Raw genomic sequence first — 21,990 nt, 5'->3', positions numbered from 1 at the left:
ATGAGCAGCCCTTCCACCACGCTGGCGAAGCCGCCAGCGTTTCCCGTGATCGACGAGAAAGTCTCCGGGCGCACCTGGCTGGCGGTCGCCGCCGGCATGCTGGGCGCCTTCATGGCGGTGCTCGACATCCAGATCACGAATTCATCGCTCAAGGACATCCTTGGCTCGCTGTCGGCCACCCAGGAAGAGGGCTCGTGGATTTCCACGGCCTACCTGGTGGCGGAAATTATCGTCATCCCGCTCACCGCGCTGCTGGCGCGCGTGTTCGGACTGCGCACCTACATGATCGGCACCACCGCTTTCTTCCTGCTGTTCTCCACCCTGTGCGGCGCGGCCTGGAACCTGGAAAGCATGATCGTCTTCCGCATGCTGCAGGGCTTCACCGGCGGCGCGCTGATCCCGATGGCGTTCACCCTGGTGATGCTCAAGCTGCCGCCATCGAAGCGGGCCGTCGGCATGGCCATCTTCGGCTTGACGGCCACCCTGGCGCCGGCCATGGGCCCGACCCTGGGCGGCTACCTCTCCGAGCTGTATGGCTGGCCATCGATCTTCTACATCAACTGGGTGCCGGGCGTGCTGCTGATCGTCGGCATGATCTATGGTCTGGACAAGGAGCCGCTGCAGCTCAAATTGTTCTGGAAAGCCGACTGGCTGGGCATCTTCTTCATGGCCTTGGGCCTGGGCTGCCTGACCATCTTCCTGGAAGAGGGCAATTCGAAGGACTGGTTCGACTCGGGCTTCATCATCACCTTCGCCGCGCTGGCCCTGACGGGCATCCTGGGCTGGGTCGTCACCAGCGCCACGCGCGCCGAACCGTTCGTCAACCTGGGCCTGTACGGCCAGCGCAATTTTTTAGTGGCTACCGTGCTGTCGGCCGTGACGGGCATGGGCCTGTATGGCTCGGCCTTCTTGCTGCCCCTGTTCCTGGGTCAGATCGCCGGCTACTCGCCGATGCAGATCGGTGAAGTCATCATGTGGGTGGGCCTGCCGCAGCTGTTCATCATGCCATTCGTCGCCAAGCTGTCGTCGACGGTAGACAACCGCATCCTGTGTTCGATCGGCCTGCTGCTGTTTGGCGGCTCGTGCATGATGAATGCCTACATGGACGCGTCCACCGGCTACGACCAGCTGCTGTGGTCGCAGGTGGTGCGTGCGCTGGGCCAGCCCTTTGTCATGCTGACCCTGTCGAACTTCGCCATGAAGGGCATCGCACCGAAGGACATGGCGTCCGCTTCGAGCCTGTTCAACATGACGCGCAACCTCGGTGGCTCGATCGGTATCGCCCTGCTGGCCACGGCCCTGAGCACCCGCGAGCATTTCCATTCGCAGCGCCTGGGTGAAGCGATCAATGCCTATTCCAGCGCCACGCAGCTGCGCATCGACCAGCTGACGTCGTCGTTCATGGCCAAGGGCTATGACGCCGTCACGGCCGGCAACCAGGCCTTGCAGGCGATCGACGGCATCGTGCGCCGCGAAGCGTATGTGATGGCCTACAACGATGGCTTCTTCCTGATCGGCGCCATCCTGCTGGCCTGCATCGTGCCCCTGTGGCTGGCCGACAAACTCAAAGCTCCCGGTGGCGGTGGCGGCGGTCATTGACCGCGCACAGCCCGCACGTGCAGCACCTCAAGAACAAGAAGGTAATCATCATGCAAACAGTATTGACGAAAATCGCGCTGGCCGCTTCCCTTGCCGTGGCGCTCTCCGCCTGCGGCACCGTGGGCCAGGATTTCACCGCTCCGGCGAACGTCGCCGGCAGCGACACCTTCCGCCACGGCGCATCCACGGCGGACGCCGCCCAGCTGCCCAAGGAGTGGTGGAGCATCTACGGCGACGCCACCCTGAACCGCCTCGAGCAAAGCGCGCTGCAGGACAATCCCGGCGTGAAGGCGGCCGGCGAGCGTCTGCTGCAGGCGCTGGCGCAAAGCGGCACGGCGCGCGCCAACCAGGGCCCGAGCGTCAACGTCAGCACGGGTGTCTCGAACTCGCGCACTTCGGCCAACACTTCGCAGGGCCTGGCCCTGGGCAACCGCTCCATCAGCGGCAATAACTTCTCCGTGGGCGGCTCGCTGTCGTATGAAGTCGACTTGCTGGGCCGTGTAAAACGGATGGTCGAAGCGGCCGACTCGCAAGCCCTGGCGGCGCAGGCCGACCGCGATGGCGTGCTGTTGATGCTGTCGTCGCAAGTGGCCAGCAATTACTGGCAACTGCGCGGCCTCGATGCGGAAATGGCGATCCTGAATGGCGCTTTGGACACGCGCCGCGAGTCGGCCCAGCTGGTCGAGGCGCGCTTCAACGCGGGCTTGACGAATGAGCTGGACCTGGCGCGCGCGAAAGTCGAACTGTCGAACGCACAGGCCGACCTGCATGAAGTCAAGCGCCAGCGCAACCAGCTGGAAAACAGCCTGGCCACCCTGACGGGCAAGCCGCCATCGGCGCTGCAATTGCCGGTGGCCGCCGAGCCGTCGGCATTACCGCTGCCGCCCGCCATTCCCGTCGGCCTGCCCGCCAGCCTGCTGGCGCACCGCCCGGACCTGGTCTCCAGCGTGGCGGGCCTGCGCGCGGCGAATGCGCAAGTGGGCGTGGCTGAAGGCGCGTTTTATCCGACGCTGCAACTGACGGGCAATTTCGGCTACGCCTCGGAAAAGCTGCGCGACCTGGCGCAGGGCGGCTCGCGCCAGTTCAGCTTTGGTCCGCTGGCCCTGTCCCTGCCGATCTTCGACGGCGGCCGCAACCAGGCCAATCTTGACCTGTCCAAGGCGCGCTATGCGGAAGCCGTGGCGAACCACGAAACGAAGCTCTTGACGGCCTTGCGCGAAGTGGAAGATGCCTTGTCCGACGTGGAGCAGCGCCAGTTGCAGGGCGACGCGCAAGCTTTGTCGCAAGCAGCGGCGGCGCGCGCCTACCTGGTGGCGCGCACGCGCTACGAGCGCGGCATCTCGACCTACCTCGACGTGACGGATGCGCAGCGCAGCTCACTGGCCGCGGACCGCGCCGCCGCGCAGATCAAGACGCAGCGCTTGCTGGCGACGGTCGCCGTGGCGCGCTCTTTGGGGGCAGGTTGGCAGCCGGATGGCGAGCTGGCCAAGCTGGCATCCGCGCCAGCCGCGAAGGTGAACTAGGCACGACGATTACGTGAGCGTGGCCGGTGGCGGTGTCGCCGCCGGCCCGTAGCGTTCCAGCAGAAAATCGATGAAGGTCGTCAGCTTGGGCGTGGGCTGGCGGTCGCGCGGATACAGCACATGCATCAGGCGCGGCGCCGGCACGTAATCGGTCAATAGCGGAACTAGTCTTCCCGCCGCGATATCGTCGGCCAGTAAAATCTCCGCCTGCATGACGATGCCGAAGCCGTGCAGGGCTGCCATGCGCAGCGCCTGCCCATTGTTCGAGCGGAAGCGGCTCTCGGCCGCAGCGCCATCGTGGCGCGCTTCCTTGCCGCTCAAACGCCAGCGCATGTGGCGCGACCACTGCATGAAATCCACGCATTCGTGCCACGCCAGGTCGTCCGGCGTGCGCGGCGTGCCGTGCTTTGCCAGGTAGGCGGGCGAGGCGCAGATCACCATCGCATACGGCCGCAAGGGCCGCGCCACCATGCCGGAATCTTCCAGCTTGCCGATGCGGATGGCCGCATCGAATCCTTCCTCCACCAGATCCACCATCCTGTCATTCAAATTGAGTTCCAGGCTCACGTCCGGATAGGCCGTCAGATACTCGGCCATCAGCGGCGCGATGCATTCGCTGCCGAAGGACACGGGCGCCGTGATCTTCAGCTTGCCGCGCGGTGCCGTGCGCATGGCTTCCGCGCCCCGTTCGGCCGCATGGATGCTGGCCAGGATCTGGCGGCACTGTTCCACATACTGCTGGCCGATTTCCGTCAGGCTTTGCCGGCGCGTCGTGCGCGCCAGCAGCCGCGCACCCAGCCGCTCTTCCAGCTGTTTGATGTGCTTGCCCACCATCACGGGCGAGATGCGGAAGGTGTCGGCGGCCGCCGTGAAACTGCCCTGGTCGACGACGGACACAAAGATTTCCATGCTGCGCAATTTATCCATGGCGCCTTGATTGCAAACTCTGAGTTGGTAATCTTGTAAATTCTAGCGTATTTATTCCTTTTTGTAAGCGGCGCATACTGGCTGCATCGTTCAACCCATACAAGGAAGCAGCATGAAAATCGTCATCATTGGCGCCAGCGGCACCATCGGCAAGGCCGTCACCGCACAACTGGCGCAACGCCATGAAATCATCGAAGTGGGCAGCCGCAGCGGCACGCACCAGGCCGACATGGGCGACATCGCGCAAGTGCGCGCCCTGTTCAAGCGCATCGGCAAGGTCGACGCCGTCGTCGTCACGGCCGGCAAGCTGCATTTCGGCCCCCTGGCCGATTTCACGCCCGAGCAATTCCAGCTGGGCCTGGACAGCAAACTGATGGGCCAGGTCAACGTGGCGCTGGTGGCGCAGGAATACCTGAACGACGGCGGCTCGATCACCCTCACCAGCGGCATCGTGGCCGACCAGCCTATCCGCTTCGGCGCGGCCGCCAGCATGACCAACGCGGCCGTGGAAGGTTTCGTGCGGGGCGCCGCCATCGAGTTGCAGCGCGGCGTGCGCATCAATGTCGTCAGCCCGACGGTGCTGGCCGAATCGCTGGAAGCATATGGTCCGTTCTTCTATGGCTTCGAGCCGGCCGCCGCCAGCAGAGTGGCGCTGGCTTACAGCCGCAGCGTGGAAGGGGCGCAGACGGGGCAGGTGTACAAGGTCTGGTAAGCCGCTTGCCATGCCATGGGGGCAGGTGGGACAATCGCAGGCTGAACAAGGAAGCGGACGCGCAGTAACAGCGCGGGGCGCTTTCTTGCTGTGAACCATACACCGAGGCCCCATGAAAAACATCCTGATTCCCCTGCTGATGGCCGCCGCCGTCGGCAGCGCTTGCGCCGCAACGCCAGCCGCCCCCGCTACGGCGCAACAATTGACCAGCATGAGCGCCCGCTATGCGCCCGTCGCGCTGACTGCCGATGTCACGCACCTGTCCGCGGGCGATCGCCAGGCCATCGCCAAGCTGGTCGAAGCGGCCAAGCTGGTCGACGTGCTGCAGTTGCGCCAGCGCTGGTCCGGTAACGAAGCGCTGTGGGCCGCATTGAAGAAGGACAAATCAAAGCTGGGCCAGGCCCGTTTGAATTATTTCTGGATCAACAAGGGACCATGGTCGGTGCTCGACGCCCACGCCTCGTTCATGCCGGCCAGCTATGCCGGTATCGCCATTCCCGCGCACAAGCCGGAAGCGGGCAATTTCTATCCGCAGGGCGCCACCAAGGCCAGCCTGGAAACGTGGATGAATGGCTTGCCGGCGGACGACAAGCAGCAGGCGCAATGGTTCTTCACGACGATTCGCGCTGGCAAGGATGGCAAGTACCAGACCGTCAAGTACTCGGATGAGTACAAGGTGGAGCTGAAACAGCTGGCCAGGCTGCTCGACGAGGCGGCCGCCGCCACGGACAACGCGTCGTTGAAGAAATTTCTGACCCTGCGCGCCAAGGCTTTCCTCGACAACGATTATCTGCCGTCCGACTTCGCCTGGATGGATCTCGATTCGCCCGTCGACATCACCATCGGCCCGTATGAAACGTATAACGACGAGCTGTTCGGCTACAAGGCCGCGTTCGAGGCCTACGTGAACATCCGCGACCAGGCGGAAACGCAAAAGCTGAACTTCTTTGCCAAGCACATGCAGGAACTGGAAGACAACTTGCCGCTCGAGGCCCAGTACCGCAACCCGAAAGTGGGCGCGCTGGCGCCGATGGTGGTGGTCAACCAGGTGTATGGCGCCGGCGACGGCAACATGGCCGTGCAGACGGCTGCCTACAACTTGCCGAACGACGAGCGCATCATCAGCGCGCGCGGCTCCAAGCGCGTCATGCTGAAAAACGTGCAGGAAGCCAAGTTCAAGGCCACCCTGACGCCGATCTCGAAACTGGTGCTCACGCCCGAAGCGCAGCAGGACGTCGACTTCAATTCCTTCTTCACGCACATCCTCGCGCATGAAATCATGCACGGCCTGGGCCCGCACGCCACCGTCGTCGACGGCAAGCCTTCGACGCCGCGCCAGGACTTGAAGGAAGCCTATTCGACCATCGAAGAAGCCAAGGCCGACATCACGGGTCTGTTCGCGCTGCGCTACATGATGGACAAGGGGCAACTGAACGATACCCTGGGCCAGGGCGACGCGGCCGAGCGCAAGCTGTACAACACTTTCCTCGCCTCCGGCTTCCGCACCCTGCATTTCGGCCTGACGGATTCGCACGCGCGCGGCATGGCCATCCAGATGAATTACATCCTCGACAAGGGCGGGTTTGTGTCCTTGGGCGATGGCAAGTTCGGCGTTGATTTTGGCAAGATCAAACAGGCCGTGATCGACCTGGACCGTGAATTTCTGACCATCGAGGCGACGGGCGACTATGCGCGCGCGAAAGACCTGATGACCAAGTACGTGGTGATCCGCCCTGAAGTGCAAGTGGCGCTCGACAAGATGAAGGCTGTACCCAACGATATCCGTCCGGAATTCGTCACGGCCCGCGCGCTGGAGCAAGCGGCGAAGAAATAAGCTGACCTTGATTATTATCAGTGTGAAAAACCGGCGCATTCTGCGTCGGTTTTTTTTCGTCTTTATTTATGAAAAGTTGCCAGTTTTTCCTTGTGGAAATATTTTCACCGCTTACTCTGCAGTGGTAAATCTTCCTTTCTTCCCGTCGATCCCATGTTGAAACTGTTTTCGCTGTTGTGTGTGTCCCTTGCCTTGCCCGCCGTGGCCGCCGCCCAAATCACTGATCTGGAAACCCGCTGGCTGCAGGCGGGCCAACCCGTCATCGAGTACGCACGCAGGCAGGGCTTGCCCATCGATATCATCGTGCAGCCGCAGGATGCGCCCGGCGCCGTGCCGCTGGCGCTGGGCTACGCTGCAGGGCGCTGCAAGCTGGTGCTGTCCTTGCGCGGCAATGCGCAGGCGGACAGTATCTTGCAGGGCGTGCCAGCCGCGCGCCACGGCCTGATGATGGAAGCGATGACGGCGCATGAGATCGGCCACTGCCGGCGCTATGCGCAGGGCGACTGGCATGCCTTGCCACGCGGCTTTGTCGAGCCGCGCAGCATGCAGCGAGGCAAATTGACCCCGCTGGCGCAGGAGCTGCGCGAGACGCGCCGTGAAGAGGGCTATGCGGATCTGGTGGCCCTGGCCTGGATGCATGGACGCCATCCCGGGCAGTACCAGGATGTGCTCGCCTGGATGCGCGGCGTGCGTGCGGCTGGTGAAGTCGCAAGCGGCGGTGTAGGCAGTTCGCACGCCACGCAAGCATGGCTGGCGCTGGCCGATGGCGCCGGTGTATTTGATGAGTCCGCTTCAATATTTGAACAGGCGCAAGTATTGTGGCGGAAGGGCTTGAGCGGGGACAAATAAACGCTGATTTTTATGTGAATGGACTGTCAGCGTGTGCTGTCGCACGGAGCTTTGTGCGCGGCAGGGGTCTAATCTGGGCATCAACTAACCAGAGAGGAACCATCATGAACAAAATGATCGCACTCATGCTGGCCGCCAGTGCCAGTGCCCTGCTTGCCGCCGCGCCCGCGTATGCGCAGGATGCCTCGTACAAGAGTTTGACGGACAAGGCATCGGCCGACTACAAGCAGGCCAAGGCCGCCTGCGACAGCCACAGCGGCAACGCGAAAAAAGTCTGCGTGGAAGAAGCCAAGGTGGCGCGCGCCAAGGCCGATTCGGACGCCGTGGCGCAATACCGCAACACGCCGCGCGAACTGGGCAAGGCCCGCAAGGACGTCGCCAATGCCGAGTATGACCTGGCCAAGGCCAAGTGCGGCGACCGCACGGGCGCCGACAAAACCACGTGCATGAACGATGCCAAGGCGGCGAAAACGGCCGCGCTGGCTGACGCCAACACGGGCGCCAGGGATGGCACCAACGTGGCGCAGAATCCGCCCGCCACGACGAAGGAAAACTGCGACGCCATGGATGCGACCGCCAAGGCCGCCTGCGTGACGCGCAACGCGGCCGGCAGCACCAAGACGGCCGTGGCCGACTCCGTCATCACGACGAAAATCAAGGCTGACCTCGTCAAGGACAATGACTTGAAAGCGCTCGACGTACACGTGGAAACGGTCAACGGCGTCGTCATGCTCAGCGGCTTCGTGCCTTCCCAGGCGCAAGTGAAAAAAGCCGCCGACCTGGCCCGTGGCGTGGAAGGCGTGACGGATGTGAAGAATGGCTTGAAGGTGAAATAAGCGCATTCTGCGCCGGCGCTCAAGCCAGGACTGGAGCCGTACGCAGCAATACGGCTCCAGTTTTTTTTGATTGTATAAATTATGATCATAATATAACATGAGGAAAATCCTGTCGGCTGATGCTGACCGGTATCTACTTTTTCTCATGAGGACTGCATGCTTTCCTATCCTTTTTCGCAATGGCTGGCGCGGCGCGGCGTGCACTTTGCCTGGGTCATCGTCGCCATCACCTTCCTCACGGCATTGACCTCGTCCGCCGCGCTGGGTTTGCCGGGTGCGCTGATGCAGCCCTTGAGCCGCGAATTCGGCTGGGATGCCGAGCAGATTTCCTCGGCCCTGGCCGTGCGCTTCGTGCTGTTTGGCCTGATGGGGCCGTTCGCCGCCATCCTGATGGAACGCTTTGGCTTGCGCAATGTCATCTGCGTGGCGCTGGGCCTGATCGCCGCCGGCATGCTGCTGGCCACGCGCATGACGCAGTTCTGGCACCTGGTGGCCCTGTGGGGCATCCTGCTGGGGCTGGGCTCTGGCATGACGGCGCTGGTCTTGAGCGCCGTGGTGGCGAACCGCTGGTTCGAGACGCACCGGGGCCTGGTCGTAGGCGTGCTGACGGCCAGCTCGGCCACGGGCCAGCTGCTGTTCCTGCCCGTGGGCGCCTGGCTGATCGAGCACTACGGCTGGCGAACGGCCGTCATGCCCGTGTTTGCCGCCTGCGCCATCGTCGCCGTGCTGGCTTTCCTTTGCATGCGCAACCGTCCCCAGGACGTGGCCTTGCGGCCCTACGGCGCCGACCCGGCTACGCCCCTGATGGTGGCGCCGGCCGCGAAGATGACATTTGCCACACCGTTCCTGATTTTGCGCAGCGTGGCGGCGAACCGCACCTTCTGGATACTCTTCGGCACCTTCTTCATTTGCGGCCTCAGCACCAATGGCTTGATCCAGACGCACTTCATTTCCCTGTGCGGCGACTCGGGCCTGTCCGCCGTGCCGGCCGCTTCCGTGCTGGCCATGATGGGCGCGTTCGACCTGTTCGGCACGATCCTGTCCGGCTGGCTGTCGGACCGCTATGACAACCGCAAACTGCTGTTCTGGTATTACGGTTTGCGGGGTCTCTCTCTGTTCTGGCTGCCGTATTCGGAATTCACCCTGTACGGCCTGTCGCTGTTCGCCATGTTCTACGGCCTGGACTGGATCGCCACCGTGCCGCCCACCGTGAAACTGGTGGGGGCCACGTTCGGGCGGGAGCGGGCGGGCATGGTCTTCGGCTGGATATTCGCCGGCCACCAGCTGGGTGCCGCCGTGGCCGCGTACGGCGCGGGCCGCATCCGCACCCTGATGCTGACCTACAACCCGGCCCTGTTCGCGGCCGGCGCCGCCTGCCTCGTCGCCGCGTTGCTGGTGCTGGCGATCCAGCGCCAGAAGGCGGCCGTGGCAGCCGCTCAGCCTGCATGAAAAAAGCCAGGCCCGCGTGTGCGGAGCCTGGCTTTCAAGTAGCGTGCGGCGCGATTAATTCAAATACTTTGCCAGCCATCCTTCGACTTCGCTATAGAAGAAACGGCTGTTCTCGCCCTTCAAGATCCAGTGGTTTTCGTCCGGGAAGACCAGCAGTTTTGCCGGCACGTTCAGGCGTTGTTGCACGGCAAAGTTCATCAGCGCATTGTTGGCCGGCACGCGGTAATCGAGCTCGCCCACGGTGATGAGGATCGGGGTCGTGAAACCCGTGCCTTTTTCGTGATTACCCGCTTGCATGATGGGGCTTTGGTCGCGCCACACGGGCAGGTTCGACCAGACGGGGCCGCCTGCATTCGTTTCACGGCCGAAGCCGCCATCGCTGGTGCCCCATTGCATGATCAAGTCCATTTCGCCCGCGTGCGAGACGATGGCCTTGTAGCGCGTGGTGGTCGCTTGCAGCCAGTTGGCCAGGTGGCCGCCATAGCTGGCGCCGCCGGCAGCCAGTTTCGTGCTGTCGATAAATGGGTATTTCTTGATGGCTTCATCGACGCCCTGGTTGACCTCGTCGCCCGGACCTTTCAAGGGGTCGAACTGAATCGAGCGCGAGAATTCCTCGCCATAGCCGGTGGAGCCCTTGTAGTCGGTCAGCAGCACGACATAGCCTGGCTTGGCCAGCAAGTGATAGTTCCAGCGCAGCACGAACTGGTCGCGCCACATGCTGGCCGCGCCGCCGTGGATGACGGTAAACAGCGGGTATTTCTTGTTCGGATCAAAATTGGCCGGCTTGACAAGCATATTGTGGATCTGGCGGCCATCGGCCGTCGTGAACCAGAAGTGCTCGGGTGCCTGCCAGTCGATCTTGCTGGCTTTCTCCGTGTTGAAGGCCGTCAAGCGCTTTGGCTGCTTGCCGTTGAAGGCATAGATTTCCGGCGGGTTGATAGCGGACTCCCACACGCCGACCAGGGCCTTGCCGCCGCTGCTCAGCGAATTGATGGTACCCGTCGGCAAGGATGGCTCCTCGCGCAGGTCGCCGCCTTTGGTATCAATCGAGTACAGCTTTTCCAGACCCGCATGTTCATAGCTGAACAGGATGCGCTTGCCGCCTTCGGGCAGCACGAAGCGGGAAATTGAACGGTCCAGCTTGGCTGTCAAAATTGTTGGCGCCGGGTTGCTCATCGGCCAGGCAAAGCTGGCCAGGCGTTTCACGTCATACACCTTGCCTGGCGTTTGCGCGTCGCTCAAGGCGAACAGGGTCTTGCCGTCGGCCGCGAATTTCAGGCTGCCATAGCTGTGTTTATCCTGCGTCAAACGCTGCGCTTCGCCGCCCGCCACGGGCAGCAGATACAGTTGCGAAACGACGGCCTCGCGCTGGGCCGCATCGCGGTTGGTCGCCGCGTTGAAGACGACAGCCTTGCCGTCCGGCGTCCAGACGGCGTCCAGCGATTGTCCTTCGTCGCCCTGGCCGCCGCCAAAGCCCGGCAGGGTGGCCAGTTGCGTGCCCGACAGGATGTCGCGCGCTGTGTTCTCACCCTTGGCGTCCGCTTGCGCATCGACGACGAACAGGCGCACTTGCTTGTCGGTGAGCCATTTGTCGAAATAGCGGGGCGCCGTCGTTTCATACGAGCGGGCGCTGTGTTTGCGGTCCTTGCGCTCTTTCGCGCTTTGCTTGACGTCGGCTTCCGTTTTGTTGCCTGGATAGATATCGCTGATGAACAGCAATTGCTTGCCGTCCGGGCTCCATTTCGGCATGCGCGCGCCCATGGTCAAGCTCGTCAACCGTTGGGCTTCGCCGCCGGCGGCAACGTCGAGGCGATAAATCTGGCCCGCTTCATCGCCGTCGCGCTTGGCAACGAAGACGAGCTGGCGGCTGTCCGGCGACCAGGCCACGGCGCTTTCGCCGCTTTTGGAATAGCTCAGGCGGCGCGCGGGGCTGTCGTCAAGCAGTGACTTGATCCACAGATCCGACCATTGTTCCTTGCTATCGTAGGCGCTGTCGACCACGGAAAACACGGCCCACTTTCCATCCGGGCTGGCGACGGGCGCGCCCACACGTTTCATCAGCCACACATCTTCATGCGTGATGGCGTGTCTGGCTTGCATTTGCGTGGCGGCAACTGGGGTGGTGGTGTTGGTATCGGCGGCATGGGCAAGCGAGGCGCAGGCCGCTGCGATCAGCAGCGAGCCGAGGGAACGGCGAAGACGGGGTGAGGTCATGGGCGTAGTCCGGAGTAGTGAAAAAAGTACAGCGGGCAACATTATTGCCCATGCTTTCCCGCATTGCCAAGGCTGGGTACCGTTACTTACCAAGTGGGACGGTCACGTATCGGGCGGGCGCGCCATGGCTGATCAGTTAAACTTGTTCTTTTACTGACGCTACCTTTGGCCGGCCATGAAAATTTGTCTACCCTTATTGAAAACGGCATTGCTGGGCGCGAGCTGCCTGCTGGTGGCCCCGGTTTTTGCCGCCGCGCCCGCTCCCTACCCGAACACGAGCGCCATGGGCGTCGGTCACGCGGAAAGCACGGCCTGGTATGCGGGCTGCCTGAAGGTCAAGGATGCGGCGCCGCCGCCCGCCGACCTGCCGGCGCCATCGGCCGTGGCGTCCCTGCAGCAATGCCAGGCTACCGACCTGTACTACGATACCAAGAGTATGTCCGCGCCCAAGCCGGCCGACTGGCGTCCCGCGCGCCATTGCGCCATGGCTACGCAGAACAGCGCCGTCCTGATGATGCTGTACCAGAATGGACAGGGCGTGCAAAAAGACCCGTTGCTGGCGCTCAAGTATGCGTGCAGCATCGACGCGGCGCCGGCCGAGATGCGGGGCCGTATCGAGCACTTGCAGAAGATCAATGCCAGCGGTCGCGGCATGATCGATTTGTGCGACGACATCACCAGCGGCTACATGATGGGCGTGTGCAGCGCCATCGATGCGCGCCAGAAGCAAAGAGTGCGCGGGCAGGCGACAGCCAAAGTCAGCGAAGCAATGCCTGCCGTGGCGCAAGCGTCGCTGCAAAAACTGCAGGCGGCGGCCAGTAAGTTTGCCGATGCGCGTGCGGCCAATGAAACGGACTTGAGCGGCACTGCGCGCGCCGCCCTGAGCATCGCCGCCCGCACGGCCGAGCTTGATCTGCTGGCGCACGATTTGCGTGACTACGAAGCGGGCAAGCTGCCGGCCAGCAGGACGAAGGAGCAGGCGGCGGCGCTCGACAAGGAGCTCAACGCCATCTACGGCAAGCTCATGAAAAAGCCGGCGCAAACCCATGCGGGCGCCGTGGGCAAGGATGGCGTCCGCGCCACCCAGCGCCTGTGGCTGGCGTATCGCGATGCCTGGATGAACTTTGGCGCCGTGCGCTATCCATCCGTGACGAGCGAAACCTGGGCGGCCATGCTGACGTCGCGGCGCAATGTGCAACTGCAAGACTTGCTGGAGAACTAAAACATGCGGGAAGCGTACTACCACGAAGACGATTTTTGCATGATCGAACTGCTGCCGCTCGATAACTTGCAGCACTGTCTGACACAGATGGGTGAGCAAGAGGTGTTCGCCGACGCGCACCGCAGCGGCGCCGGCTGGACGCAGATGTACGTGCCCGAGGCGCCGCCGTCGCAGATGGGCGTGCTGGGCCTCACGGCGGACCAGCTGCGGCTGGCGCTGGCGGACGCCTTGCCGCCGTATGACGCCGTCTACACGGGTTACAGCAGTTACCGCGTGGAATGCAAGAACGTGCTGGCCTTTGGCGGCGAGAACACGGAAACCCTGTTTGCCGGCCTGGACGACAAGGGCATCGTGTGCGACCTGTGGTGCAGCGACGCCATGCCCGAGCTGTTGCTGTTGCCCTTGAAAGAGCAGTTGCTGCTGGCCGACTGGGGCGCGGGGTTTGCGTGCCCGCTGGCCGATGGCGACTTGTTTGCCCGTTATTTAGAGGAATACGAACTCGACTAGGGTTTATTCGCAGGCGATGGCGTTCGGCTGCGCCACTTTCACCACCGACGCCAGGCGCGCCATGTCGTTGCCGTCGCCTTGCTCCACATACGGTTGATAGCTGTCGATGACGATGCGCGCACGCGCCTGCCAGCCGCAATTGTCGGCCTGGCGCGCGGGCACGCGCAGCAACCGGCGCGCCTCGCCATCGTTGGAAAAACAGAACCACGCAGCGTGCGTGGCGGCAGGGCGCGGCAAACGGCCCCACTGCGCCTTGTCGGGCGCGAAGCAGACGCGGTTGCCGATGATGTCCAGGCTCATCTCGTCCGTGCGCGCGCTGTACTGGCCGTCGAGCACGATCGGCGTTTGCGTTTGAGCATGGGCGGACAGGCAGGCGGTGGCAAGCAACAGGATGGCGGCAAGTTTCATGCGTTTCTTTCAGGGCTGGCAAGACGAAGAGCCAGTATAACCGTGAGGGCCGGAAACGAAAAAAGCCCATCCGTGAGGATGGGCTTTTTAGTACTGCGCATTCGTGGTAGGCCGTGCGGGATTCGAACCTGCGACCAACGGATTAAAAGTCCGCTGCTCTACCAGCTGAGCTAACGACCCGAAAGAGGCCGCATTATATATCAGTTGAAAAAGAATGCAAAGCATTCCTGCGAGAAAGTACTGGCCAGCTAGGGCAGGGCTGCCGTGAGCTTCAGCACTTCGTCGATGCTGCTCGTGCCATCGATGATTTTACGGGCGCCGGCGATGCGCAGCGGCGTCATGCCGTCGAGGATGCTCTGGCGGCGCAGCGCGTGCAGGTCGGCGCCGGCCTTGACCAGCTGGCCGAACGCTTCCGTCACGCTCAGCAGTTCATAAATGCCGGCGCGTCCCAGGTAGCCGCTGTGCCGGCACAGGGCGCAGCCGACGGGGCGGTACGCTGCGGCCGGCCGCTCCAGCTGGCCGCCCGTCAGGCGTTGCCAGGCAGCGACGCCGGGGGCGTCGTCCAGCTGTTTGCAGGCCGCGCACAGGCAGCGCAGCAAGCGCTGCGCCAGCACGCCGGCCAGGCACGCTTCCAGCAGATAGGCGGGCACGCCCAGTTCCAGCAGGCGCGTGACGGCCGAGGGCGCGTCGTTGGTGTGCAGGGTCGACAGCACCAAATGGCCCGTCAGCGCCGCCTGGATGGCCATCTCGGCCGTGGCCAGGTCGCGGATCTCGCCCACCATGATGATGTCGGGATCTTGCCGCATCAGCGCCCGCACGCCATCGGCAAACGACAGTTCGATGCCGGCCTGGGATTGCACCTGCATCTGGTTGAAGGCCGGTTCGACCATTTCGATGGGGTCTTCCACCGTGCACACATTGACTTCGCTGCTGGCCAGCGCCTTCAGGGTGCTGTACAGGGTGCTGGTCTTGCCCGAGCCGGTGGGACCCGTCACGAGCACGATGCCGTGCGTGCGCGCCGTCAGCTGGCGCCAGCGTTCGGCGTCCGCGGGCGGAAAGCCCAGGTCAAACAGGCTCTTGACGGCCACTTCCGGGTCGAAGATGCGCATGACGAGTTTTTCGCCGAAAGCCGTGGGCAAGGTCGACAGGCGCAGCTCGATTTCCTGGCCCTGCGCATTGCGCGTTTTGATGCGGCCATCCTGCGGGCGGCGCTTCTCCACCACGTCCATACGTCCGAGCAACTTGATGCGCGCCGTCATGGCCAGCAGCACCACGGGCGGCAGCTGGTAGGCCTGATGCAGGCGGCCGTCGATGCGCAGGCGCACGAGGCCCGCGTCGCGCTTCGGTTCCAGATGGATGTCGGAGGCGCGCTGGGCAAACGCGTATTGCCACAGCCAGTCGACGATGCGCACGACGTGCTGGTCGTTGGCGTCCAGGCTGGTCTTGTTGCGCCCCAGCTCCACCAGTTGTTCGACATTCTGGCGCAGCGCCAGGTCTTGCGTGGACGCCTGCCTTGCCACCTTGACGGAACTGGCCAGGCTGAAAAATTGCGCGATGGCGTCGGCGATGTGCAGCGGGTTGGCGATGACCAGGCTCAGTTTGCGCGGCGCCAGGTTGCCCAGCTGCGCCTGCCAGGCGAGCGCGTACGGCTGGGCCGTGGCGATGACGATGCGATCAAGCGTGCTTTCCACGGGCAGGATGTTGAAGCGGGCCGCATAGCCGGCCGTCATGACGTCGGCCACCTGGCTGAAATCGATGTGCAGGGGATCGATGCGCACATACGGCAGGCTGGAGCGTTGCGCCAGCCAGGCGCACAGGGTGTCGAGCGTCAGTGCGCCGTGGGCGATGCTGCACAGCGGATGCAGGGCGGGTGCCGGCAGCAGGGCGGCCTGGGCGTCGATGGCGGCCGCTTGTGCCGCATCGAGCAAGCCGTCTTCCTGCAGCCAGGCCAGCAGCTGCGGCAGTTGCAGCTGCGTATCGGGAGCGGTGAGAGAGGGAGGAGGGGATGCGGGCATGGCCGGCGCCTTTTTGGGCTGCCGGCCTTGCCTGGATAGACCGGCGGTTACAGGGTGCTGACGATGCCCTTGACCCAGGACTTGGCGGGTAGCTTGGTTTCGGCGACGATCTGCTTGGCGCGCTCGAGCAAGGCAGCTTGCGCCTCGGCATCGAGTGCCACTTTCGTCTTGAAAGCGATCGCCACCACGTTCCCATCATGCACTTCCGGCAGGCAGATCACCTGTTCAAACGCAAACTTCATCGCCTTGATGTTCTTTGCGTAGCTGGGGTGGTCGCCAAACAGGTTGACCGTCATGATGCCGTGCGGCGCCAGGCAGGCGCAGCAGGCGGTATAGAAATCGGCGCTGTCGAGCACCGGGCCGCGCGCCGTGGCGTCGTACAGGTCCACCTGCAGGGCGTCCAGGGTGCCATGGTTGGCGTCATCGTTGACGTAATCGAGCGCATCCATCTCGCGCACGTGCAGGCGCTCGTCGTTGGGCGGCAGCTTGAACATCGATTCGCAGATGGTGATGACGGACGGGTTCAGTTCGATGGCCTCGACCTGCGCCTGCGGAAACTGGCGGTAGCAGAACTTGGTCAGCGCGGCCGTGCCCAGGCCCAGTTGGGCGAGGCGCTGCGGTTGCGCTATCCACAGCATCCACGCCATCATCTGCTGCGCGTATTCGAGCTCCGGCCAGTCCGGCTTGCGGATGCGCATGGCGCCCTGTACCCATTCCGTGCCGAAATGCAGATAGCGCACGCCATCCATTTCCGACAGGGTGACAGGAGCATAGCGGGGCTTGCGCGCCGGGCGCGAGGATTCGACTTGTTCGATGGATTTTCGTTTGATAAGCATAAGGCGGCCTGAAAGTGTGCCGCATTATAGCCCGTGCCGGGGCGCCATAAAAAATGCCAGCCACTGGGGCTGGCATGGTAGGGGCCGGTTGCTGCGCTTATTGCTGAGCGGGTTCAATCGAGACGCGCAGACGGATGCGTTCGCCCGGATCGTAGGACATGATGCTCGTGTAATTGCGGCCGCGGTAGTCGTAGGTGACCTGGTAGCCATTGTTGCGCGATTCCCAGTGGTCGACCTGGCGGCATTGCTTGACGGCTTGTTCCTGCATGCCGCCCTGGTAATTGTTCTGATTGTCGACGCGGTCGCCGACGACGGCGCCGGCAATCGCGCCAGCGGCGGCGGCGGCCGTGCGGCCATTGCCGCCACCGACCTGGCTACCGAGCAGGGCGCCGGCGATACCGCCGACGATGGAGCCGCCAGCGCTACGCTGCTGCGGCGGTGCCTGGACTTGCACGTATTCCGTGCGGCATTCCTGGCGTGGACGGTTGATCTGTTCCACTTGCGGCACGACGCGCACGACCTTGCCGAAATCTTCAAAGTCGGCGGCCTGGGCGAGTGGCAATGCACCGATACAAAGGGCTGACATCATCAATTTGGCTTGCAAGTTCATTTGTAACCTCGTTATCTAGAGAATCTTTCAGGGTATTTTTTACAACTTGGGACTATAGTAATCCCGCCAGACCAAGGCAAGTGTTTCGCATGGCAACAAAATGTAACAGCCCAAGCCCCTTGCCCCACAGTCTGTAACATGCACTTTCAATCGATACAAGATGTTGAAGTGACTTGAAACCAGCGGTTTGTAACAAATCTTGCGTTTGACATCATATTCGGGTTGATTCATGCAGGACAACACGTTACCCTAATACGCGTATGGCTTATATAAAATCGCACTGAATCGCATAAAAGTTGATACAGATCGAATCACCGCGTGCGCATTGACCCGCGTGCGGGGATGCAATAAGAAGAGCAGCTAGAAAAAATCCATACATAACAGGTCGATTTGAGGGAAAAATGAGTTTGTTACTAACCGTGCCGCCCAACCTTGTCCAGTCCATCCGTGCCTTTCGCGTGACCGAATTACAAGACGAGGCGATCCGTCTCGGGCAGCACTTTTTATATGCGCATTGCAACGCTGGACAGACCAAACAACAAGTCATCGGCATTATTGCAGAAGCATTCCTGTTTCCGAAAAACCTGGCGAAGAATTTCGATGCCCTGCGCCTGTGCCTGACGGACACCATGTTCAAGGCCGGCACGCAGACGGGTTTCCTGGTGGTGCTTGAGCAATTGCCAAATACGCAAAAATTCGACAAGGAAGCGCGCGAGATCCTGCTCGACGTGTTCCGCGATGCGGCCGACTACTGGGCCGAGAAGAAAGTCCCGTTCCGCGTCTTCTATTCGTTCGAGTAAACACTTACTCACGTTGTGATAGCGTAAAATCAGCCTTTTTCCGGCTTGGCAGGCAGCATCGTCCGGCGAAAGCGCCTGTTGTGCGATCATGTTGCGGCGCAACAATATCGCCGGCCTTTCTTGGTTCGCATCGCCATAGCGGGTACAATGCGCGCTATGAAAAATATCGTTATCCTCATTTCCGGACGCGGCAGCAACATGGAAGCGGTCGTACGCGCGGCGCAAGCCGAGCAATGGCCAGCCCGTATTGCCGCCGTCATCAGTAACCGGGCCGATGCCCAGGGATTGGTTTTTGCCGCGGAACATGGGATAGCGACGGCAGTCGTTGCCAACAAGGATTATGCCAGCCGCGAACAGTTTGATGCGGCGCTGCAAGCCGTGATCGACGGCTTTGCCCCCGACCTGGTCGTGCTGGCCGGTTTCATGCGCATCCTGACGCCGCCTTTCGTCGAGCATTACGCGGGGCGCATGCTCAATATCCACCCGTCGCTGCTGCCGCTGTTCCCGGGCATGGCGACGCACCGCCAGGCGCTCGAGGCGGGCGTAACGGAACACGGCGCGACCGTGCATTTCGTGACTGCCGAGCTTGACCATGGCCCGGCCGTGGCGAGCGCGAAAGTCCCCGTCTTGCCAGGTGACACAGAAGACAGCTTATCGGCGCGCGTGCTGGTACAGGAACATCTGCTTTACCCGCGCGCCATCCGCCTGTTCATTGACGATAAACTGTCAGTCGAGCATGGCGAGGTCCGCGTGGACCCTCAATAAAATATTACAGGAAGAATAACAATGAGATTGCCACCAGCGATACTTGCCAATGCTGAAGAAGTATTGCGCGAAATTTTACGTTTCACGGCTCCGGCCGACACCACCCTGTCGCGCTATTTCCGCGACCATCCGCGCCTCGGTTCGCGCGAACGCGGCGCCATCGCCGAAGGCATTTATGCCGTGCTGCGCAACAAATCGTTCTTCACGGATTTCGCCGAAGCGGGCAGCGGCCCGACCATGCGCCGCCTGACCATCCTCGGCCTGGCCGAAGCCGTCGGTGCGGACTCCCTGGGCGGCCTGACGGAAGAAGAAGTGGAATGGCTGGAACGCATCACGCAGATCGACCGCAGCCTGATGCCGTCGAACATGCGCGCCAACATGCCGACCTGGCTGTTCGACAAGCTGATCGCCCAGTTCGGCGAAGCGGAAACCATGAAGCTGGCCGATGCGCTGAACGCGCCGGCGCCGCTGGACTTGCGCGTGAACTCGCTCAAGGCCACGCGTGACGACGTGATGCTGGCCCTGGCCGAAGCGCCTATCCTCAGCACGCCAACGCCGTTTGCGCCGCTGGGCTTGCGTGTGATCAAGAAGCCATCGTTGCAAAACCTGCCATTGTTCCAGAGTGGCGCCATCGAAGTGCAAGATGAAGGCAGCCAGATCCTGTCGCAAATCGTCGGCGCCAAGCGCGGCGAGATGGTGGTCGATTTCTGTGCGGGCGCGGGCGGCAAGACGCTCGCATTGGGCGCACTGATGCGCAACACGGGCCGTTTGTACGCATTCGACGTGTCGGAAAAGCGTCTGGCCAAGCTGAAGCCGCGCATGGCCCGCAGCGGCCTGTCGAACGTGCATCCGGTACAGATCGCGCATGAGCGCGATGCCAAGATCAAGCGCCTGGCCGGCAAGATCGACCGCGTGCTGGTCGATGCGCCATGTAGCGGCCTGGGCACCCTGCGCCGCAATCCGGACGTGAAATGGCGCCAGCAGCCGAACTCCATCGTCGAACTGCAAGCCAAGCAGGCAGCCATCCTGGCCGGCGCGGCGCGCCTCGTCAAAGGCGGCGGCCGCCTGGTGTACGCCACCTGCAGCTTCCTGAACGAAGAAAACGATTTTATCGCCGAGCAATTCCTGGCGGCGAACCCTGACTTCACCCTGGTGCCGATGAGCAAGGTACTGGCTGAACAGAAGATTGAGCTGGAAATGGGCGACTACCTGAAATTGTTGCCGCACCTGCACCAGACCGACGGCTTCTTCGCCGCCGTGTTCGAGCGCAAGGTCATGCCGAAAAAAGTCTACGCCGATGAAAAGCCGGCCGACGACGTTGACGCTGAGCAAGCCGAATAAGTTGGTCACGGGCCGCCGCTGCAGCATAGCAGCGGTGGCCAAGCACTTGCGCCAGCCAGTCTGGCGCACGCTGTGGGCACCCCGCCCGGTTATTTCCCCGCACCATCTTCCAGACTCCATCCGCCATGAATGAAACCCCGCTGCTCAACCTGATCACTGATTTTGTCAATGATTTCCGCCAACCGGCCATCCTGTGGCAGGCGCTGGTCATCGTCGGCTGCCTGGCGCTGAGCTGGCTGCTGGTGCGGCAGTTGCGGGTGTTCCTGCACCAGCGGGCGGAAGCGGCCGCCACGCCGGCCACGCCGGAAACCCTGCAGCGCACGGATAGTTTCATCCGCATCCTGACGCCCGTGCTGGCGGCCATGCTGCTGGGTATTGCGCAGCATTTCCTGGCCAAGTTCCAGTCGGTCAATCTGCTGAGCATCGCCATTCCCCTGTGCACCTCGATGGCGCTGGTGCGCTTCGGCTTTTATGTGCTGCGCCGCATTTTTGCCCGCCATGGCGACATCAGCCCGACCATGCTGCTGCTGGAAAAGATCTTCACGGTGGTGGTGTGGGCCGGCATGGCGCTGTACATCACGGGTTTGTGGCCGGAACTGCATACCTTCCTGGAAAGCATCGTCGTTCCGCTGGGACGCAATAAAGTATCGGTGGCTGCCATCTTGCAAGCCGCTATTTCTGTGGCCGTGCTGCTGGTGCTGGCCATGTGGGCCGGCACCTCGCTCGACGAGCGCCTGATGAAAATGCAGGGCCTGCACACTTCCTTGCGCGTGGTGATGTCGCGCATGGGCCGCGCCGTGCTGATTCTTGTTTCCGTGCTGGTCAGCCTGTCGCTGGTGGGCATCGACCTGACGGTGCTGTCCGTGTTTGGCGGCGCCTTCGGCGTGGCGCTCGGTTTTGGCTTGCAAAAGATCGCCGCGAACTTCGTCTCCGGCTTCATCATCCTGCTCGACCGCAGCCTCACCATCGGCGACATGATTACGGTGGGTCAATTTACGGGCAAGGTCACGCAAATCAATACGCGCTATACTGTGTTATTGGGTGGCGATGGCGTTGAATCCATCGTGCCGAATGAAATGCTGATTTCCGGCGGCGTGCAGAACATGTCGCTGAGCAACCGCATGGTCTGGCTGTCGACGGCCGTATCGGTGGGCTATGAAACGGACTTGGACGTCATCTTCCCCTTGCTGGAAGCGGCGACGGCCAAGGTGCCGCGTGTGTCGCAAAGCAATCCGCCATCGGCCACCCTCGTGCGTTTCGGCGCCGACGGCCTTGATGTGCAGATCGGCTTCTGGATCGCGGACCCGGAAAACGGCACCGGCGGCGTGAAGTCGAATGTGAACCGCGCCATCTGGCGCACCTTGCAGGAACATAAGGTCACTGTACCGTTTCCGCAACGCGAATTGCGTATTGTTGGTACGCCTCCTGCCCCGCTCGCGGGCGCGGCAGAGGGTGAGTCCGCCCCATCCGGCACCCAGCCTTAACCTCGCTGCGTGCCTCCGATTTTGCCTGAGAATACCCATTAGGGCGTACAATCACGCCT

19 protein-coding genes and 1 tRNA gene are annotated in these 21,990 nt (G+C 62.5%); 13 read left to right on the top strand and 7 right to left on the bottom strand.

All coding sequences use genetic code 11. The features are described from left to right. Both P9875_RS24530 and P9875_RS24525 read left to right on the top strand, forming a co-directional pair. A complete protein-coding gene (locus P9875_RS24530; RefSeq protein WP_176387968.1) occupies positions 1 to 1,599 on the top strand; it encodes a DHA2 family efflux MFS transporter permease subunit in 1,599 nt (532 codons plus the stop codon). A gap of 50 nt (positions 1,600 to 1,649) precedes the next feature. Further along, positions 1,650 to 3,122 (top strand): efflux transporter outer membrane subunit, encoded by a 1,473-nt coding sequence (locus P9875_RS24525; RefSeq protein WP_278316837.1) that lies wholly within the window; start codon positions 1,650 to 1,652, stop codon positions 3,120 to 3,122. Positions 3,123 to 3,131: 9 nt separating this feature from the next. Here P9875_RS24525 and P9875_RS24520 read toward each other — a convergent pair whose 3' ends face one another. Further along, the gene (locus tag P9875_RS24520) at positions 3,132 to 4,049 is read right to left on the bottom strand and encodes a LysR family transcriptional regulator (protein ID WP_278316836.1); all 918 of its coding nucleotides are present in this window, start codon (positions 4,047 to 4,049) and stop codon (positions 3,132 to 3,134) included. A gap of 112 nt (positions 4,050 to 4,161) precedes the next feature. On the opposite strand from P9875_RS24520, the gene P9875_RS24515 reads away from it, so the two are divergent. The 5 genes from P9875_RS24515 to P9875_RS24495 all read left to right on the top strand — a co-directional run bounded on the left by P9875_RS24515 (position 4,162) and on the right by P9875_RS24495 (position 9,729). Beyond that, positions 4,162 to 4,761 (top strand): short chain dehydrogenase, encoded by a 600-nt coding sequence (locus P9875_RS24515; RefSeq protein WP_278316835.1) that lies wholly within the window; start codon positions 4,162 to 4,164, stop codon positions 4,759 to 4,761. 112 nt (positions 4,762 to 4,873) lie between these two features. Then, the gene (locus tag P9875_RS24510; protein ID WP_278316834.1) at positions 4,874 to 6,595 is read left to right on the top strand and encodes a dipeptidyl-peptidase 3 family protein; all 1,722 of its coding nucleotides are present in this window, start codon (positions 4,874 to 4,876) and stop codon (positions 6,593 to 6,595) included. A 153-nt stretch (positions 6,596 to 6,748) separates the two neighbouring features. Then, entirely contained in the window at positions 6,749 to 7,444 is a 696-nt protein-coding gene (locus P9875_RS24505; protein ID WP_278316833.1) for a hypothetical protein, read from the top strand. Positions 7,445 to 7,548: 104 nt separating this feature from the next. Continuing rightward, positions 7,549 to 8,280 carry a BON domain-containing protein gene (locus P9875_RS24500; protein WP_278316832.1) on the top strand — a complete coding sequence of 244 codons (732 nt, stop codon included), beginning with the start codon at positions 7,549 to 7,551 and terminating at the stop codon, positions 8,278 to 8,280. Between the two features lie 156 nt (positions 8,281 to 8,436). Then, positions 8,437 to 9,729, top strand: coding sequence for an MFS transporter (locus tag P9875_RS24495; protein ID WP_278316831.1), 1,293 nt, complete (start codon positions 8,437 to 8,439; stop codon positions 9,727 to 9,729). 54 nt (positions 9,730 to 9,783) lie between these two features. Here the strand turns inward: P9875_RS24495 and P9875_RS24490 are convergent, their stop codons facing one another. Further along, positions 9,784 to 11,943, bottom strand: coding sequence for an alpha/beta hydrolase family protein (locus P9875_RS24490; protein WP_278316830.1), 2,160 nt, complete (start codon positions 11,941 to 11,943; stop codon positions 9,784 to 9,786). 175 nt (positions 11,944 to 12,118) lie between these two features. Between P9875_RS24490 and P9875_RS24485 the strand changes: the two genes are divergently transcribed. Then, on the top strand, positions 12,119 to 13,165 hold the full coding sequence (locus P9875_RS24485; RefSeq protein WP_278316829.1) for a lysozyme inhibitor LprI family protein: 1,047 nt from the start codon (positions 12,119 to 12,121) through the stop codon (positions 13,163 to 13,165). A gap of 3 nt (positions 13,166 to 13,168) precedes the next feature. Then, entirely contained in the window at positions 13,169 to 13,672 is a 504-nt protein-coding gene (locus P9875_RS24480) for a hypothetical protein (protein WP_278316828.1), read from the top strand. A gap of 3 nt (positions 13,673 to 13,675) precedes the next feature. Here the strand turns inward: P9875_RS24480 and P9875_RS24475 are convergent, their stop codons facing one another. The 5 genes from P9875_RS24475 to P9875_RS24455 form a co-directional block, all read right to left on the bottom strand. Then, entirely contained in the window at positions 13,676 to 14,080 is a 405-nt protein-coding gene (locus P9875_RS24475; RefSeq protein WP_278316827.1) for a hypothetical protein, read from the bottom strand. A 104-nt stretch (positions 14,081 to 14,184) separates the two neighbouring features. Beyond that, a tRNA-Lys gene (locus P9875_RS24470) sits at positions 14,185 to 14,260 on the bottom strand. A gap of 68 nt (positions 14,261 to 14,328) precedes the next feature. Further along, positions 14,329 to 16,095, bottom strand: coding sequence for a GspE/PulE family protein (locus P9875_RS24465; RefSeq protein WP_278316826.1), 1,767 nt, complete (start codon positions 16,093 to 16,095; stop codon positions 14,329 to 14,331). A 47-nt stretch (positions 16,096 to 16,142) separates the two neighbouring features. After that, positions 16,143 to 16,931, bottom strand: coding sequence for a spermidine synthase (locus P9875_RS24460; RefSeq protein WP_278316825.1), 789 nt, complete (start codon positions 16,929 to 16,931; stop codon positions 16,143 to 16,145). A gap of 97 nt (positions 16,932 to 17,028) precedes the next feature. Beyond that, entirely contained in the window at positions 17,029 to 17,541 is a 513-nt protein-coding gene (locus P9875_RS24455) for a glycine zipper 2TM domain-containing protein (protein WP_034785134.1), read from the bottom strand. Between the two features lie 401 nt (positions 17,542 to 17,942). Between P9875_RS24455 and P9875_RS24450 the strand changes: the two genes are divergently transcribed. From P9875_RS24450 to P9875_RS24435, 4 genes are all read left to right on the top strand, one after another. Further along, the gene (locus P9875_RS24450) at positions 17,943 to 18,341 is read left to right on the top strand and encodes a barstar family protein (protein WP_034747450.1); all 399 of its coding nucleotides are present in this window, start codon (positions 17,943 to 17,945) and stop codon (positions 18,339 to 18,341) included. A gap of 156 nt (positions 18,342 to 18,497) precedes the next feature. After that, positions 18,498 to 19,106, top strand: coding sequence for a phosphoribosylglycinamide formyltransferase (gene purN, locus P9875_RS24445; protein WP_278316824.1), 609 nt, complete (start codon positions 18,498 to 18,500; stop codon positions 19,104 to 19,106). 21 nt (positions 19,107 to 19,127) lie between these two features. Continuing rightward, positions 19,128 to 20,447 (top strand): RsmB/NOP family class I SAM-dependent RNA methyltransferase, encoded by a 1,320-nt coding sequence (locus P9875_RS24440; protein ID WP_099402933.1) that lies wholly within the window; start codon positions 19,128 to 19,130, stop codon positions 20,445 to 20,447. Between the two features lie 125 nt (positions 20,448 to 20,572). After that, positions 20,573 to 21,931 carry a mechanosensitive ion channel family protein gene (locus P9875_RS24435; RefSeq protein WP_278316823.1) on the top strand — a complete coding sequence of 453 codons (1,359 nt, stop codon included), beginning with the start codon at positions 20,573 to 20,575 and terminating at the stop codon, positions 21,929 to 21,931. Positions 21,932 to 21,990 lie beyond the last annotated feature (59 nt).

This window comes from Janthinobacterium rivuli (assembly GCF_029690045.1).
Classification (GTDB): Bacteria; Pseudomonadota; Gammaproteobacteria; order Burkholderiales; family Burkholderiaceae_D; genus Janthinobacterium; species Janthinobacterium rivuli.
This window is presented reverse-complemented; position numbering and strand designations above follow the sequence as displayed.